The sequence below is a fragment of the Enterobacter sp. BIDMC 26 genome (assembly GCF_000534435.1).
In the GTDB taxonomy this organism is placed as follows: Bacteria; Pseudomonadota; Gammaproteobacteria; order Enterobacterales; family Enterobacteriaceae; genus Enterobacter; species Enterobacter ludwigii.
In genome coordinates this window covers 648,836-665,061 of sequence record NZ_KI973182.1, presented here as the reverse complement: position 1 = coordinate 665,061, position 16,226 = coordinate 648,836, and the positions used below count along the sequence as shown (strand labels likewise).

Here is a 16,226-nt window from a genome sequence, read left to right as displayed (position 1 = left end):
GGAGCAGAGCGTGCCGCAACGTATTCTGGTACTCGGTGCCAGTGGGTATATCGGTCAGCATCTCACCACTGCGTTAAGTCAGCAGGGACACCAGGTGCTGGCCGTGGCACGCAACACGGAGCGTCTGCAAAAACTGCACCTGCCCGGGGTGACCTGTCACAACGTCGATCTCAACTGGCCCACGACGCTGCCGGCGTTACTGGAAGGGGTCGACACGCTTTACTACCTTGTTCACAGCATGGGCGAAGGGGGCGATTTTATCGCCCACGAGCGTCAGGTGGCGATGAACGTTCGCGACGCGCTGTTGCGCACACCGGTGAAGCAGGTGATTTTTTTAAGCTCGCTGCAGGCGCCTGCTAACGAGCAGTCCGATCATCTTCGCGCCCGTCAGCTCACGGCTGAAACCCTGCGCGGCGCCAATATTCCCGTCACCGAACTGCGGGCGGGGATCATCGTCGGGGCCGGCTCCGCCGCGTTCGAAGTGATGCGCGACATGGTGTACAACCTGCCGGTGCTTACCCCGCCGCGCTGGGTGCGATCGCGCACCACGCCGATTGCGCTGGAAAATTTACGCCATTATCTGGTGGCCCTGCTGGACCATCCGGCTGAGCAACACCGTGTGCTTGAGGCTGCCGGCCCGGAAGTGCTGAGCTACCAGCAACAGTTCGAACATTTTATGCGTGTCAGCGGCCGCCGACGCTGGCTGATCCCCATTCCCTTCCCTACCCGCTGGATCTCGGTGTGGTTTTTAAACGTCATTACGTCCGTGCCGCCGACGACCGCAAAAGCGCTGATCCAGGGGCTCAAACACGATCTGCTGGCCGACGATCGCGCGTTGCGTGCGCTGATCCCCCAGACGCTGATCCGTTTCGATGATGCGGTACGCAATACGCTCAAGGAAGAGGAACAGCTGATGAACTCCAGCGACTGGGGCTACGACGCCCAGGCGTTTGCCCGCTGGCGGCCTGAGTACGGTTACTTTCCTAAACAGGCGGGCTGCACGGTGAACACCCCGGCAACTCTGGCAGACCTGTGGGAGGTGGTGAATCAGATTGGCGGCAAAGAACGCTATTTCTTCGGCAATATCCTCTGGCAAACCCGTGGCGCACTGGATCTGCTGGTAGGACACAGGCTGGCGAAAGGCCGTCCTGCGCACCCGTATCTTGCGGTAGGCGATACGGTTGACAGCTGGAAGGTAATTATCGTCGAGCCCGAAAAACAGCTGGCGCTGCTGTTTGGCATGAAAGCGCCCGGTCTGGGACGGTTGTGCTTTACGCTAAAAGACAAAGGCGACCATCGTGAACTGGACGTTCGTGCATGGTGGCACCCGCACGGTATGCCGGGGCTTTTCTACTGGTTGTTAATGATCCCCGCTCACCTGTTTATCTTTCGCGGAATGGCGAAACGTATCGCGCAGCTGGCAGAACAAAAGACGAAAATAACTCAATAAAACTCTTATTCTTTCACCTTTCCCATTGCAACCCGCCGTAATTCACGAAAGAATGCGCACGAAATTCTTTTTCAACACAGTGGATTGATATGAAGGTACTGGTTACCGGGGCGACCAGCGGCTTAGGCCGAAATGCGGTCGAGTTTCTGCGCAACAAAGGCATCAGCGTCAGGGCCACCGGTCGCAACGAAGCGATGGGTAAACTGCTGCAAAAAATGGGCGCAGAGTTTGTCCATGCCGACCTGACGGAGCTGGTCTCCTCTCAGGCCAAGGTGATGCTGGCCGGTATCGATACGCTGTGGCACTGCTCCAGTTTTACCTCCCCGTGGGGTACCCAGGAAGCTTTTGACCTCGCCAACGTGCGTGCCACCCGTCGTCTGGGTGAATGGGCCGTGGCCTGGGGCGTGCGTAACTTTATTCATATCTCCTCCCCGTCTCTCTATTTCGACTATCACCATCACCGCGACGTGCAGGAAGATTTTCGCCCGGCGCGCTTTGCCTGTGAGTTTGCCCGCAGTAAAGCGGCCAGCGAAGAGGTGATCGATCTGCTGGCGCAGTCGAACCCGCACACCCGTTTTACCGTATTGCGTCCTCAGAGCCTGTTCGGCCCGCATGACAAAGTGTTTATCCCGCGTCTGGCGCAGATGATGCACCACTACGGCAGCGTGCTGCTGCCCCGCGGTGGCGATGCGATGGTGGATATGACGTACTACGAAAATGCGGTCCACGCCATGTGGCTGGCAAGCCAGCCCGACTGCGATACCCTGATTTCCGGTCGTGCGTACAATATCACCAACGGTGAGCCCTGCACGCTGCGCAGCATCGTGCAAAGGTTGATTGACGAGTTGCAAATCGACTGCCGTATTCGTTCCGTGCCCTACCCGATGCTGGATATGATTGCCCGCAGTATGGAGCGTCTTGGGAGTAAATCGGCGAAAGAGCCTGCGTTGACGCACTACGGTGTCTCAAAGCTCAACTTCGATTTTACGCTGGATATCACCCGCGCAGAGAACGAACTGGGGTATAAGCCGATTGTCTCCCTGGATGAAGGGATTGTGCGTACTGCCGCCTGGCTGCGTGACCACGGTAAATTGCATCGCTAGTTAAGCACGCACATCTCAGAGAACAGAGACGAAAACGGCAACCCGAAGGTTGCCGTTTTGTTTTACAGCGCCGTCCAGGCGTCTGACCACGCCAGACCCGCGCCTGGCTCGTAGTACGCCGGGGCATTGTTACACCAGCCGCTGTACGGGAACGGTTTGCACTGGAACAGTTTACCGTGGTTATTCACGATATCGCCTGCCTTGTACTTGCTGTTGGCGCTCCACGCGGCGTAAGCACCTGAGGTACCGTCGTTTTCAGACGGCGTCGTGGCTTTCGCTTTAACGTTCAGCAGATAGGAGGTGGTGCTGCTCAGCTCGCCATCGCTCACGGTCAGGCTGACTTCGTACTGTTGAGCCGTCGCAGACTCGGGCGCGGTAAAGGTCACCACCGCCTTGTCTTCACCGGTGACCGTCTGGCCATCCTGTGAACGCCAGGTGTAGGTCAGCGTATTGCCGTCCTGGTCAGTGGATCCTTCTGCGCTCAGGGATACCTGCGCGCCCGCTTCCACCGCACCGATTGGGCCCGCAATCTGCGCGACCGGGGCGTGGTTCACCACGGTCGGTTCTGCCGGCGTTTCGTCCGGAACCGGTGCCGGTGCCGGGGTTTCATCTTCCGATGGCGTCGGTGCCGGAGTGACCGGATGCTCGTCCGGCGTCACGGCGGAACCGTCATCGTTGATGATGTTGACGTTATAGAATTTCTTCACGCAGTTCGTGTAGTCACCCTCTTTAAAGGCGCTGAACGGCGTCTGATAACCGACCAGCTGGCAGGAATACGTTTTACCGTCTGGCGTATCGGCACTCCATCCCCAGTCCTGCTCCCAGTAAATCTTCAGCGCACCGGAGCCGCCTTCATCGAACTGCTTCATGTTGGCACAGCCGAGCACTTCATTTGCCGGGACAGGCACTTTCAGGTACTTCGCAAACTCTTTGTAGTACTTGATACGGTTTTCAGACTGGGCAATCTCAGTCGGGCCGCCACACTCTACGCCACCGTTAATGATCTGGGTGGTCACGCCGAAGCCCGGAACCAGGCCGTTGGCTTTGTCATGATCGTTTGGCTGCCAAGTGCCGTCGATAACCTGCAGCATGCTCGGTTTCGGCGGCTGCGGGTAGGCGAAGAAGAAGATGGCGCTTGCCAGGTTCAGCCAGGTGTCAGCCACCAGCTCCGGCTTGTCGAGCAGCGTGCGGACAGTGCCGAACATCGCTTCAGAGAACGGACCGTAGTTGTAGTTATAAGACAGCTGTTTAGCCCCACGGCCAAAGTAACTCACGAAATCGCCGTCTTTGTCTTTGCCGCACGGCCAGGTTTGTCCCTGCCAGATATCAGGATTACATTCGCCGTTGTAACCACCTTTCTGCCCTTCGGTCCAGCCCATTTCGCGAACGTGAACCAGCGCCTGATGCCATTCGGCTTCCGGACGCCAGCTTTCGTGGCCACCGGTTTCCTGTGCGAAGTGGGCAAACATGGTGGCCAGCTCTTTACGGCAGATGGCGTCGCTGTCACGGCCGTCGTTGTAGGTCTTACACAGCGCCGGGAATTTGCCCACCGCTTTCAGAAAGTTACTGTAGGTGTAGGACTGCGCTCGCATCGGGAAAAGGTATTCCCAGTCGCTGGCCTTCACAATGCCTTCAACGCGTTTAACGTTATCCGGGTTCGCTGCACGGCCTGGCTCAATCAGCTCAACCTGGGCATTATCCAGCGTACGAATGGTGTCTTTAACCGACGCCATCAGTGGAAAGTTAGTCAGTTCCTGTTCTTTCTTCGCCAGATCGCTGGCTTTCAGGGTGAACGGCTCGCTGGTGGTTGCCTGCAGCGTCGCAGCCTGTGCCATGAAAGGCGCAATGCATGCACCCGCAACGAGCACGCTCAGTAAGGTCCTTTTGGTCATTTCAACTCATCCTATATATAGCAACAAGGGTTAATGCAATCACGGTTTATGTATTATTCCCTTAATAAATAAACCAAAGAGTGCGGTAATTTTTCATTTTCTGAAGCGCACCTCTGGGTACGCTTCAAAAAACAAAAAGCAGAATTAATAAGAGGAACGAGGTTTTATCTCCTGATATTTCGCCCAGACCTTGCGGGCATAATTCATACGCTTTGAATAATTCTCTTTTTTCACTCCCGCGTTATAAGCCCCGACGGCTTCCCAGTTATAGCCATATACGTTGATCATCGTCGACAGTATTGACGCGCCCACCATAATGGAGGTGCAGGGCTCGGTCACAAGCCGGTTCTCATCAATGCCCTGGCGCTGCAGTTCGCTGAAATGCGTGCTGTTAATCTGCATTAATCCCACATCCCGCGAGCCATCCTGATTCCACCCCACGGCATTCGGATTCATACCGGATTCCACCTGCGCAATGGCATATAATAAATACGGATCGACATGATAATAATGCGCCGCATTATCCCAGCAATTTGCTGCCGCACTCTGACTTAAAATAAGCAATAACAATAAAAAGCGTTTCATCTCATTACCTGTTTATTTACTGACGATCCTTCTCCTTGCGCACGCTGTCTTATTCCGGAAGGGGTTGACCACACCCGAAACGGGGTGTGGTCAACGATTGCAGGCGATATCAAACCCGCAACCTCAGGCTAAGAAGGTTATTTGCAGTCTGCTGACGCGCCTTCTTTCACCCATACATCGCTGTTACCTGGTTTATCACCACGGGTCCACCATTTCGCACGGTAGACATACCCCTGGTAGGTGGTCGTATCGCCACCGTTGTAAACCACATCTGAACGCCAGTTCATTTTCACCTGGCTGACCAGCTCCCACGCATCCGCGTCAAAGCCAGGTTTATTGCCCTGTGTCCAGTACTTCGCTTTCCACACCAGGTTGTCGGCGCTCACGGTGTCACCACTGTTGTAGATTTTGCTCGCACTCCAGGCCGGGTACTGGCTGGCATTGGCATCAACAGGTGCATCACAGCTACCGGTGGCAGAGCCTTCATCAGAAGGTGGCGTGACCTCATCGGCTGGTGGTGTCACCTCGTCAGATGGCGGCGTGACCTCATCGGCTGGTGGTGTCACCTCGTCAGCTGGTGGCGTGACCTCATCGGCTGCTTTTGGCGTGACAATAACCTGCACGTTCGATTGAACGCTGGTTTTACCGTCGCTGACCACCACGCTCAGGGTGTAGGTGGAATCGGAAGCGACAGCCGGTGCGGTGATATTCACGTTCGCGGTGTCAGTACCGGTTGCGTTCATGTCCGCCGGCACGCTCCAGGCATAGGTCAGCGCGTCACCATCCGGATCGGCCGCCTGCGCATGCAGGGCATAGGTTTCACCCGCCTGCAGCGTGATGCTTTCCATCGGGTTGACCACCGGTGCCTGGTTCGCTTTAGGTGCTTTGTTCACGACCTGAACATCAATGGCGTTCGTCAGGCCTTTCGCATCTTTCACCGTCAGGCGGAAGGAGAGCGTCTGGTTCTGAGTCACTGCCGCCGCGCCGAAGGAGGCTTTGGCTTTCGTGCTGTTGGTAAGGGTCACGGCTGGACCGGAAATCTGGGTCCACTTATAGGTAATGGCGTCGCCGTCCGGATCGCCAGACGCAGAGCCATCGAGGGTGACGGTAACAGGCCCGGTCACGGTCTGATCGGCAGCCGCAGCGATCGGCGCATGGTTGGTGACAACGGGATCAACCGGCGTTGAACCGCCGCCCAACAGGCTTTCGTTCATCGCATTGAGGATGTCGCCATTGTCCGAGTCGATGGACCAGGAGAACAGACCGCCCAGGTTTTTCGCCAGCACATACTTACCTTTTGCCGTGGTAGAACGCGCGTCTTCATAGGTAATCAGATCGCCGGTGGCTTTATTGAACAGATACGGCGCTTCTGCCGCGGCATCGTATTTGTATTCCCAGCCTGGCTTGCCTTTGTACTCGTTCGCAATCTGACGGTAGTCAACCACGCCCGGTTCCCAGGTGCCTTTGACCGCGCCCGTTGCCGTACCGGTGAACGGATTGTCGCCGGTGTAGCCATGAACGCCGGTCCAGCCGCGGCCGTACATGCCCGCCCCCACAACAATCTTGCCCGGCTGCACGCCCTGCTCCAGCAGCGCGTTCACGCCGTTCTCAGTGGTGTAGTTGGTGTCCGGTTTCCACTCCGCGCCGTGCAACGCCGCCTGGTGGCCGAGATCAGTATTGCTCCAGCCGCCGTAGAAGTCGTAGCTCATCAGGAAGATGTGGTCGAGGTACTGCTGCGCCGTGGTGTAATCCACGTCTTCAATTTTGTCTTTACCGGAACCAATGGCGGTGGTCAGTTCGTACGTACGGCCCGTTTCTGCTGACAGCTCGTTCAGCATCGCGCGCAGATCGTGCATCACCGCGGTATAGGTGGCTTTGTCCTGAGCAGGGTTGCCAAGATTTTCCGACACGCCACCACCCCCCGGGAATTCCCAGTCAATATCAACCCCGTCGAAGAATTTCCAGGTTTTCAGGAACTCTTTCACGGAAGAGACGAAGCGCGCGCGGATCGCTGAATCATGCATCTGGAAGAATGGATCGGACATCGTCCAGCCGCCAATGGAAGGCAGCACTTTCAGATCCGGATGGGCTTTTTTCAGCGCCATCAACTGACCAAAGTTACCTTTGTAGGGGTCGTCCCAGTTGGTCACGCCGGCCTGCGGTTTTTGCAATGCCGCCCACGGATCGTGAATGGCCACGGTGTAATCCTGACGGCCCGCACAGGCGCGCTGCAGCGCGGCGAAGCTGTTGCCGTTCTCAACCGTTTTTAACCCGTCGTTGATGCCATCACCACCACAGATCGGAATGAAACCGTACAAAATGTGGTTCAGGTTCGCCGCAGGGATTTTATCCACCGGGAACTCACGCCCATAGACGCCCCACTCAGGGAAATAAGCACCCACCACTTTGTCCGTATGTTGAGAGAAAGTTTTGTTATTTTCCTTCAGGGTGGTGTTCAGCGGCAGCAGATGGCTCCCGTCCGTGTCCGCCACGATGATCAGTTTGCTGGCACTTTTAGAACACCCGCTGGCGTTACAGAGTTCAACCTGCTCCTGATAGCGTCCGCCCTTTTTCACTTTGAAGGTGGCTGACCCGGAGGCGCTTGCGGCGCCACTCCACACGGCCTGACCATCCAGAAGCACTTTCGCCGAGGTTGGCGCATCGCCGCTCCAGACGTTCCACTCAACTTTCACATCCGCGCCATCATGGACTTTCACAAGGCTGTTATAGTCTTGCGCTGCCTGGTCAACTTCAACAATCGCAAACTTATCATTGCCACTGCTGAGGGTTGGCGTACCTGGCGCCGCCGCGAAGGCAGAGCTGGACGCCGCTGCAACGAAAAGCGCCAGATATTTAGGCTTCATAAATTTCATTTTTATTTCCTGATAAATTTATTTGTAAACGTTAATGACCCATGTCTTCCTTTAAAACATGGAATAGTTTTTTACAGACTTTGAATTTCAACTTAAGCAATAATCGTTAACCGCTATTTCTGTGGCGCGCTGTATTCCTCCATTAAAAGATACAAGCTCGAATTCTGTGAAGCTTATGTCTTTAACAATACGCTGAATAAATATTGTATTCCTTTCATTCCCCAATCGAAAAAATCACTAAAAAAACTTGACCGGTGTATTCAGAATGTGGAACAGGCAACCTGATAAACAAAAACCGTCATGCCGGCAAAAGCTAAATAAGGACCGAAAGAAATAACGCGGTTATTTTTATTCGCATGTGTTGTCGCGAAATATCCGACAATACCGCTTAACGCGGCAATCAATTCCAGGGTGGGCAGTGCCTGCCAGCCGCACCAGGCGCCTAACGCCGCCAGAAGTTTAAAATCGCCATAGCCTAATCCTTCTCGTCCGGTAAGCAGACGAAATATCCAGTAAAGAGACCAGAGCGAAAGGTAGCCAGCCACCGCCCCCACCAGCGCATCCTTAAGCGGCAGCGTGTGGTCAACGAGGTGTAACAACAGTCCTGCCCACAGCAACGGCTGGGTCAGACAGTCAGGGAGCAGCTGATGCTGCCAGTCAATCATCGCCAGCGGCAGCAGAAATGCGGCCAGCAACCACAGTGAGAACAACGCCGGTTCGCCCGGAATGCACAAGGCGGTGAGGCCAAAAAAGAGCGCGGTGACGAGTTCGAGCATCAATAAGCGCAGCGGGATGGCCGTGCCGCACTGCCTGCAGCGCCCGCGCAATACTAGCCAGCTGACCAGCGGGATATTCTCCCAGGCCGCAAGATCATGCTGGCACACCGGGCAGTGAGAGGCCGGAAACAGCAAGTTGCCCGCGCCTTCCTCCTCCATCACCATGCCCGGCACGCGCTCGGCGACAACCCCCAGAAAACTGCCCACCATGCTGCCCAGGATCGCACTCATCACCGGGAACCCCACCGGGTAGACTTCCCGCATCAGCGCAACGGTGTTCATGCGGTTTCGCGCCAGGTGAGCTGCACTTCGGCTTTCACATCACTGAGGTGATCGACCGGCGTAAGGTTCATTTTTTGCAGCCTGACGCCGGAGGTCTGGTTGATTTCCCGCAGCCAGTTTTTTAATTCATACACGTTTACGCGGTTCACCACGAACGATAAGGTTTGCCCGTCCTGACGCACCTCCGTCAGGGAAAGGTTAATTTCATGAGCGCTGTTCTCCACCACCGTGCGCGGGTTATCCGTTTTAATGACCATCACCGGAAGGTGGTGTTTATCTATTTCTCTGCGCATCCAGTTCAGCGTCTCTTTTTGTCGGGTCAGCGTTGATTTGCTATTTTGAATCATATTATCCAGTGGCATCATGCCCGCGTAATAAACAGCCGCGGCCAGGAGGGCAACGGCACCGGTTTTTAAAATATATTTCTCCCGGATGCTGTATTGTTGATAACGCGACGTAAGCTTCGTGATTCGCTCTTTCATTTATATTTCCCTGCGATCATGGCGGTATAAGGTGCAGTGGTGGAAACAGGCTGTAGGGTGAACTCAAAATGCTCCCCTGTTTTCTCCACAAACGACTGCAGCGCGGCCTGGCTTTGCGCACTGACGCTCAGGGTCAGCGCATTTTGTTGCGCATCGTACTCAAGCAGGGAGATCTCAAGTGCGGGTACGGCCTGCCTGGCTTGCTCAAGATCATCCAGCTGCAGGAACACCCCTTTGTGCTGCTTTTTCATGTTTTGACCAAAGTGGTATTTGATATTGGTCTGCTGGCGCATGCTGGGAAAATGGTGCTGATAAACCTGAACGATCTCCTGCTGAACCCGATTTTCCTGCTGTACCAGCATCCAGGCCATCGCGATCCGCGGGCCCAGCAACAGCCCGAGAGACAACAGGCCCGCCGCCGCCATCGCGATTTTTATTCCTTTAGACGCGCTGCCTTTCCCTGCCTTCGGGCTGAATTCACCGTGCAGGAGGGTGACCCGACAGGATTGCCACTGGGGCTGGATCAGCACCAGCGGATGCTGCCACGGTTGCAGAAGATCCACCCCGACACCGGCTGGCGGTTCGCCGTAACAGCACACGTCACCGTCTGGGGTTTTTTGCATCAGCAGCGGCAGCAGACTGGCCTCCATTTCGCTGGCGACATGGGGCGACAGGCGCAGCCAGTAGCGGTCATCCAGGGCAACCAGCGTGCTTCCTCCTGCCGTCACCGGCAGCAGCCAGGCATCCGGCAGCACCTGAACCACCTTCAAACCGGCCTCCTGGCAACGGGCTAACCACCCGCGCAGAAGATCGGTATCAATCGCCACCGCGTCCACGTCGGCCCCCTTTTTGTGAAGCACCGTCCAGTGAAGGTTGTCCACCTCGCCAATGAGCGTCTCTTCCGCCAGCCACGAGAACGCCGCCGTCTGAGAGGCAACTTTTTTCGGCAACGTAAAATGGCGGAAGATCATGTTGCCTGCGGGCAACAGTAAACAGACCCGGGCCGCGAGAGGATGGTCTGCCAGCGCGTCAAGGCGCTCCACAACGTCAACCTGCTGGCTGCCGGAAGCACACCACATTATTTTCCCGCCCTCACGGCTGTCGGGACGAACAAAAAGTACCTGTTTCATAGCCATCTGCTTTTCTTATTCAATCATTCGGTAACGACGTTGCCACGTCACGATCTCACCGGCTTCGTTATTGACCTGAAGCTGGCTTACCACGCGAAGCGTTAGCGCATCGGTGTTGCCGGTATAGTTAACGCGGAAGTACCGGCTTTGGGTGGAGAGTTGTCCGGCCACCTGCGGAAGGTCGTCTTTCACCTGCGGGAAGGCCTGCTCCAGCGCGTTGCTGAAGGTTTCCATATTTTCCCAGCCGGTTTCAGGTCGCGATTCAATCAGGCGAACGGCATCGTCTTGCGTTATTTTTCCGGGGAACATGGCGGCCAGTAAGGCGGCCTGTTCCGGTTTCAGGGTGTTCACATCCACCTTGCTGGCGGTATCCGGTAAGGCACACAGCAGCGTGCTCACCTTCCGGTATGCCGTTGCCGGAAATGCCGGCAGCAGCGTGATCTCAGCGATCGTGCGCATCATCTGGTTTGCGGGCTGCCGGGGGGGCACCACGCCCGCCCAGGCATCGCTCTCCGCCCCCTCGCTGGCCGTGGTGGTATCGCCATCCAGATAGTCCACCAGCTGCGAGTAAACCTCGTGCGCCGTGGACTGGCTGAGGCCACTCCCGGTCAGGAGTTGCTCAACAATCTGCTCTTTCCGCGGTTTTTCCGGCACCGCGGGTGCATTTTGCCCCTGCGCGATGTCATCGGCCGCCAGCAGGTTATTGACGTTGAAGCAGTCCTGGGCGTCTTCCACCTGACTGACCACCGTGTAATCGTCACCCCGGGTCTCCAGCGGCTGGTGCCAGTCACCCTGCAGGCTAAGGGCTTTACTCTCACCGCTGGCGTCGCTCTGCAGACGATCTTTGACCACCTTCTCCTGAGCCTGCATGGCCCAGCGCAGCTGCTGCTGACTCACCTGGTAATGGGTTTTCTGCAGATTGCGGCAGAACTGCTGGCTGATTCTGGCAGCCAGCGCCGACATCATGACCAGCAGGATCAGTACCACCAGCAGCGCGACGCCTTTCTGTTTACGTAAAGCCTTCATGATGTCGCTTCCGCTGCAGGTGGCGCGGCAGGTGCGTCTGCGGGCGCTGGCGCGGCGGCCTCGGGGATATCGCCCGGCGTTGTAAACACCCAGCGCCAGGTTTCCCCGTTTTCCATCGTCAGCGTCAGCTCGACGCCATCCGGCAGATGTGCCGGGTCGTTCCAGCTTTTTTGCCAGCCCTGACGGTAAAAACGCCACTGCAGAGATTTCACCTCGCCGACAATCGGCACCGCATCGGGTCTGGCATCCGCCGGGCTGTCAATCACCGGCCAGACATCCCGGTACAGTCGCCCCTCTTCCAGCCGCCAGCGCACGCGCTCCAGCTGTACGGTTCCGCTCACGCCGTTCAGCGTGGTCAGCTCAAGGCCGTCATCCCCCTGACGAAATGTATCCGGCTCATTGCGCGGCGCACGCGCCTGAAGCTGATAGAAATCGCGCTCCATCAGGCTCCAGGCACGCTGAAGCTGATTGAACTTTGCCGCGCTGGCCTCCGTCGCCGAACTGGTGCGCATCGCCCCGTCGAGGATTTGCCAGGCCAGGGTGCTGATCACCGCAAAAATGGTCAGCGCAATCATGATCTCCAGCAGGGTAAATCCCCGCTGGCGTCGGATTTTCTTCACGGTTCCTCTCCCGGCGCGATGACCTGCAGTGAAATAACCGGCTGGCTTTCATCGCCTTCTGCATAGACGCGGATGGCATTCGCCCAGCCGTTAGCCGCGGTTTTTACGCGCTGCTTTCGCCAGGCCCAGCTGCGCCCGCCCATGACCTCTGCCCCCTGCGCTTCAGCGTCAGGAAAATCACGTCTGTTGAGCTGCGCCTCCGCCAGTTGATTTTCGGCGACCCAGCTGGCCTGCAATGTATCGGCCAGCCCGTGGGTGAAACGCACGTTCATGGAGACCGAGTTCATCAGCGCCAGTGCGGCGGTGGAGAAGATGACCAGCGCGACCATCACCTCCAGCAGCGTCATCCCCTTTTGCTTTCTCTTGCCGTTAGCCATCGTTTTCTACCGTTACAGGGGCCGCACCCTGCGACACCACGCGGAAATGGTGCGCGTTGTCGCGGCTTTGCAGCGCCAGCGTAAAGCGGCTGATTTCACCGTCTGGCAGAAATAGCACCTGCGGTTCGGATGTCACCGTGGCGGCGAGACGCTGCGGCGTGAGCGAGACGTGCATCTCCGGCGGGAAATCACCCCGGGTCGTTATCCGCCCCGCGGATAACGACACCCAGTGACGTTCACCGTTTTTATCCTCGAGCGTCACCAGCCGGTATTTATCCGCGGTCATAACCAACCCCACGATATTTCCGTCCATCACTGCCCGGTCTGAGCCATAATCAACGAGGGCTTTTAATTGCTGACCAAATATATCCGCACCGCTGCGTGAGGGTATTGTTGAAACCACCATCATGGCGCAACTGGCAAATATCACCAGCGCCAGAATAATTTCCAGCAACGTAAAGCCGCGTTGACGTTTCATTATTTCTCTTTCTTATCCAGAGACCAGTTTGTAATATCATCGGCGGTATTGGCTTCGCCATCCGGACCTGCGGAGAAAACGTCTACGGCACCGTGTTCACCCGGGCTGACCAGAATATAATCCCCGCCCCACGGGTCCTGCGGCAGGCGGCGGATATAACCGTCCGCACGGTAGCCGTTGGGAATGGGCGCAATCTCTGGCTTCGTGACCAGCGCCTGCAAGCCCTGCTCGGTGGTGGGATAGCGGTGATTATCCAGCTTATACATATCCAGCGAGCCTTCGAGCGCGACGATATCGCTGGTCGCTTTTTGGGTATCCGCTTTTTCTTTATTACCCATTAAATTGGGTACCACCATACTCGCGAGTACGCCGAGAATAACAATAACCACCATTAATTCGAGCAAGGTGAAGCCCGCCTGGCGAGCCAGGTGTTTACGTTTTATAGCCATGATTTAACCTACCATATTATTAAGTTGCAGAAGCGGTTGTAATATTGACAGGACGATGAATAAAACAATCGTCGCCATAGATACCACCAGTGCCGGTTCAAATACCGACAACGTTAACGTAATACGATGCTGTAATGCCGATTCCTGGTTTTCCGCCGCGCGGTCCATTAAATGGCCTAATTCCCCACTCTCTTCCCCGGAGGCAATCATATACAGCATGGTCGGCGGGAATAATTTCGCCTGCTCCAGAGCCGCATAAAGCGATGCCCCCTGGCGCACGGTATCCGCCGCCTGCTCCAGCACCTGCCGGGCATACCGGTTTTCGATCCCGTCCATCGCGATATACATCCCCTCCAGCAACGGCACGCTACTGGCCTGCAGAATGCTCAGGGTACGGATATAGCGGGCGCTGTTGATGGCGCAGACCAGCTTTTTGACGGGTGAACCGTTCACCAGCCAGCCGTGCCAGCGAAAACGATTTTTAGCGTTTCGAAGCCAGGCCTTAAAACCCATCATCCCGCCTGCCAGGCTGCCGACGATATAGAGGCCGTAAACCTGCAGGAAATCACTTACCGCGATCAGCGTGCGGGTGGTGATCGGCAGCTGCTGTTTCATATGGGTGAACTGCTCAATCACCTGGGGCACAACCGCCACCAGCAGAATGCCGATCACCGCGATGGCCACCACGGTCAGGGTGATCGGGTAGACCATCGCCTGCGTCAGTTTACTTTTCATCTTCTGACGCTGCTCGTTGTACTCGGCCAGCTTTTCCAGCACGTCGCCCAGATGGCCGGTCTTTTCACCGGCCATTACCAGCGTGCAGTAGAGCTTGTCGAAGCTGCGCGGAAACTGGCTGAAAGCCTCAAACAGCGTATGCCCTTCCACCACCTTCTCGCGGATGTCCACTACCATCGCCGCGAGCTTTTTGTCCTCCGTCTGTTTCGCGATTGCCTTCAGCGCGCTCTCCAGCGGCAGCGCAGCGTTGACGAGCGTCGACAGCTGACGGGTAAACATCGACAGCACCGGCGTGGAGAGTTTTGCCCCGGCGTTCGCATTACCGGCAGCCGCAACCTCACGGGTTTCGTTGATGCTGACGGGCATCAGCTTTTGCTCGCGCAACATCTGGCGAACCTGCTTTTGCCCCTCAGCCTGCAACGTGCCACGCCGGGTTTTGCCCGCGGTATCCCTCGCCGTCCAGGCGTAGAAGGCCATTACGCATCTCCTCCGCGCTCGGCGGTGACGCGCATCACCTCTTCCAGCGAAGTGACGCCGTCGATCACCTTCAGCAGCCCGTTCTCACGCAGGCTGTAGGCCTGCTTAAAGAGCTCGGTTTCGATGGCCATTTCGTCTTTATCTTCATGAATGGCGCGGCGCAGGGTGCTGTCGACCACCAGAAACTCATGAATACCGGCGCGCCCCTGATAGCCGCTCTGGCGACAGTGTTCGCACCCCACCGCGCGATAAATCGCGTGTGGCGGCTGGTCCATAAAGCTGAACAGCGCCTTTTCATTGTCATCCAGCGGACTGGTGGTACGGCAGTGCGGACACAGCCGACGCACCAGACGCTGGGCAATGACCCCCAGTAACGATGAACCGATTAAAAACGACTCCAGCCCCATATCCCGCAGGCGGGTTATCGCCCCGGCGGCGCTGTTGGTGTGCAGCGTAGACATGACCAGGTGACCGGTGAGCGACGCCTGCACCGCAATTTGTGCCGTCTCGGCGTCACGGATTTCGCCGATCATCACCACGTCCGGGTCCTGGCGCAGAATCGCGCGCAGCCCGCGGGCAAAGGTCATGTCCACGCGCGGGTTAACCTGCGTCTGCCCCACCCCTTCCAGCTCGTATTCAATGGGATCTTCTACGGTCAGGATGTTGCGCTCATGGCCGTTCAGCGCCGAGAGAATCGCGTACAGGGTGGTACTTTTACCGGAACCCGTTGGCCCGGTGACCAGGATAATGCCGTGCGGACGGTCAATCAGCCCTTGTAACTTCTCCCGTTCTTCATCAATCAGCCCAAGCTTGTTGATATCAGGCTTGAGATTGCTTTTATCGAGCAGACGCATGACCACGCGTTCACCATACTGGGACGGAATGGTCGATACGCGCACGTCGACCGCCTTACGGCCAATGCGCAGGGAAATACGGCCATCCTGCGGCAGACGTTTCTCCGCGATATCCAGCCGGGACATCACCTTGATACGCGAAACCAGCAGCGGCGCGAGCTTACGCGCGGGCTGCAACACCGGTCGCAGCACGCCGTCGACGCGAAAGCGAATGCTCAGCGTACGCTCGAAGGTTTCAATATGAATATCCGACGCGCCCTCTTTTACCGCCTCGCCGAGAATGGCGTTGATCAGGCGGATCACCGGCGAGTTTTCATCGTTATCGAGCAGATCTTCGTTGTCCGGGATCTCCTCGGTTAACGCCATCAGATCGATATCGGCGTCCATATCGTCCACCAGTTGCTGGGACACCCCGCTGCTCTGCTGCCAGATCCTGGCCAGCATTTCATCGAAGGCTTCCGCCGTCAGGGTGACCGGGACAAACGCGCGTCCCAGCACCCGACGCACTTCCAGCAGCGCGAGTGCCGGGGTGTCATCACGGATATAGACCGCATCGTGAAAAAATAAAACGCCGTTATCTTTTGCGTAGCCGCTGCTACACAGGGTTTTGCTCAGTTCGTCCACGTGATACCTCCGC

At 56.9% G+C, this 16,226-nt stretch carries 15 protein-coding genes; 2 read left to right on the top strand and 13 right to left on the bottom strand.

The genetic code is table 11. From position 1 onward, the window contains the following. Window positions 1-10: 10 nt before the first annotated feature. Both L462_RS20105 and L462_RS20110 read left to right on the top strand, forming a co-directional pair. On the top strand, window positions 11-1,450 hold the full coding sequence (locus L462_RS20105) for an SDR family oxidoreductase (protein ID WP_032677782.1): 1,440 nt from the start codon (window positions 11-13) through the stop codon (window positions 1,448-1,450). Between the two features lie 89 nt (window positions 1,451-1,539). After that, window positions 1,540-2,553 (top strand): NAD-dependent epimerase/dehydratase family protein, encoded by a 1,014-nt coding sequence (locus L462_RS20110; protein WP_020884845.1) that lies wholly within the window; start codon window positions 1,540-1,542, stop codon window positions 2,551-2,553. A gap of 62 nt (window positions 2,554-2,615) precedes the next feature. Here L462_RS20110 and L462_RS20115 read toward each other — a convergent pair whose 3' ends face one another. The 13 genes from L462_RS20115 to gspE all read right to left on the bottom strand — a co-directional run bounded on the left by L462_RS20115 (window position 2,616) and on the right by gspE (window position 16,213). Next, complete coding sequence (locus L462_RS20115) at window positions 2,616-4,445, bottom strand: chitinase (RefSeq protein ID WP_032677781.1); 1,830 nt, start codon at window positions 4,443-4,445, stop codon at window positions 2,616-2,618. Window positions 4,446-4,589: 144 nt separating this feature from the next. Beyond that, a complete protein-coding gene (gene iagB, locus L462_RS20120; protein WP_032677780.1) occupies window positions 4,590-5,030 on the bottom strand; it encodes a type III secretion system invasion protein IagB in 441 nt (146 codons plus the stop codon). A 137-nt stretch (window positions 5,031-5,167) separates the two neighbouring features. Beyond that, complete coding sequence (locus L462_RS20125; protein ID WP_032677779.1) at window positions 5,168-7,903, bottom strand: glycosyl hydrolase family 18 protein; 2,736 nt, start codon at window positions 7,901-7,903, stop codon at window positions 5,168-5,170. Window positions 7,904-8,163: 260 nt separating this feature from the next. Further along, window positions 8,164-8,961 (bottom strand): prepilin peptidase, encoded by a 798-nt coding sequence (locus tag L462_RS20130; RefSeq protein ID WP_032677778.1) that lies wholly within the window; start codon window positions 8,959-8,961, stop codon window positions 8,164-8,166. Next, entirely contained in the window at window positions 8,958-9,443 is a 486-nt protein-coding gene (gene gspM, locus L462_RS20135) for a type II secretion system protein GspM (protein ID WP_032677777.1), read from the bottom strand. Before gspM ends, L462_RS20130 begins: the two co-directional genes overlap by 4 nt. Beyond that, window positions 9,440-10,573, bottom strand: a complete 1,134-nt coding sequence (gene gspL, locus L462_RS20140) for a type II secretion system protein GspL (RefSeq protein WP_032679661.1) — start codon at window positions 10,571-10,573, stop codon at window positions 9,440-9,442. Before gspL ends, gspM begins: the two co-directional genes overlap by 4 nt. A 15-nt stretch (window positions 10,574-10,588) precedes the next feature. Further along, a complete protein-coding gene (gene gspK, locus L462_RS20145) occupies window positions 10,589-11,599 on the bottom strand; it encodes a type II secretion system minor pseudopilin GspK (RefSeq protein ID WP_032677776.1) in 1,011 nt (336 codons plus the stop codon). After that, on the bottom strand, window positions 11,596-12,219 hold the full coding sequence (gene gspJ, locus L462_RS20150; RefSeq protein ID WP_032677774.1) for a type II secretion system minor pseudopilin GspJ: 624 nt from the start codon (window positions 12,217-12,219) through the stop codon (window positions 11,596-11,598). Before gspJ ends, gspK begins: the two co-directional genes overlap by 4 nt. Next, window positions 12,216-12,596 carry a type II secretion system minor pseudopilin GspI gene (gene gspI / locus L462_RS20155; RefSeq protein WP_032677773.1) on the bottom strand — a complete coding sequence of 127 codons (381 nt, stop codon included), beginning with the start codon at window positions 12,594-12,596 and terminating at the stop codon, window positions 12,216-12,218. Before gspI ends, gspJ begins: the two co-directional genes overlap by 4 nt. Next, window positions 12,589-13,074, bottom strand: a complete 486-nt coding sequence (gene gspH / locus L462_RS20160) for a type II secretion system minor pseudopilin GspH (protein ID WP_014169335.1) — start codon at window positions 13,072-13,074, stop codon at window positions 12,589-12,591. Before gspH ends, gspI begins: the two co-directional genes overlap by 8 nt. Further along, window positions 13,074-13,523 carry a type II secretion system major pseudopilin GspG gene (gspG, locus tag L462_RS20165; protein WP_014169334.1) on the bottom strand — a complete coding sequence of 150 codons (450 nt, stop codon included), beginning with the start codon at window positions 13,521-13,523 and terminating at the stop codon, window positions 13,074-13,076. Before gspG ends, gspH begins: the two co-directional genes overlap by 1 nt. Window positions 13,524-13,526: 3 nt before the next feature. Next, on the bottom strand, window positions 13,527-14,735 hold the full coding sequence (gspF, locus tag L462_RS20170) for a type II secretion system inner membrane protein GspF (protein WP_032677772.1): 1,209 nt from the start codon (window positions 14,733-14,735) through the stop codon (window positions 13,527-13,529). Next, complete coding sequence (gene gspE / locus L462_RS20175; protein WP_020884857.1) at window positions 14,735-16,213, bottom strand: type II secretion system ATPase GspE; 1,479 nt, start codon at window positions 16,211-16,213, stop codon at window positions 14,735-14,737. The genes gspF and gspE overlap by 1 nt, the downstream gene beginning before the upstream one ends. Between the last annotated feature and the right edge of the window lie 13 nt (window positions 16,214-16,226).